This window comes from Bartonella sp. AP65SXKL, from assembly GCF_042195725.1.
In the GTDB taxonomy this organism is placed as follows: domain Bacteria; phylum Pseudomonadota; class Alphaproteobacteria; order Rhizobiales; family Rhizobiaceae; genus Bartonella.
Window position 1 is genome coordinate 1 of the sequence record NZ_JBHIOW010000106.1, and the last position, 625, is coordinate 625.

The window sequence follows — 625 nt, forward strand, 5'->3', positions numbered from 1 at the left end:
CCTTTGAGAAGCTTCTTGCCAAGACCTTCATAATCTATGAGATAACGCATCGCCAAACGTACTTTTTCCTTAGCAAAAATAGGATTTGTCATGTTAAATCCCCAGTACATCATAGATGGTTCTAACACTTCTTCGATTTTAACATCTGTTGTTTTTTGCAGATCTGCAAGATCTTCAGGGGACAAATCACGAGCAACATCAATATCGTGCTTTTGCAACAACAAACGTTGTGTTCCGGGCTCTGCAACATGGCGAATTAAAATCTGCTTCAGTTTAGGCGCTTGTCCCCAATAGTGAGAGCTTGCACGCAACAAAAGAGCTTCTCCAGAGCGCCAACTTTTTAACTGATAAGGACCAACACAAGCAGCATGACTTTTCAAATACTGATTTCCAAAATCGCCATCTTTTTCATGCTTCATAATCGTCTTACGATCAAGCAAAGCTGTTGCCGGACTTGCAACAATATTATTAAGAATGAGCTCTGCTGGATAAGGCTTATCAAATTTCATCACAACCGTTTTCTCATCGGGAGCTTGCAAAGCATCATCAACATTTTGCTCTGTAATTCCATATTCATTAAAAATTGCCGCATTACCCATCTTCAATTTGACAATCCGCTTCATAC

1 protein-coding gene is annotated in these 625 nt (G+C 39.8%); it reads right to left on the reverse strand.

The features are described from left to right. The coding region (locus ACFIMP_RS09900) for an ABC transporter substrate-binding protein (RefSeq protein WP_375686349.1) at positions 1–625 on the reverse strand (625 nt) is incomplete at both ends.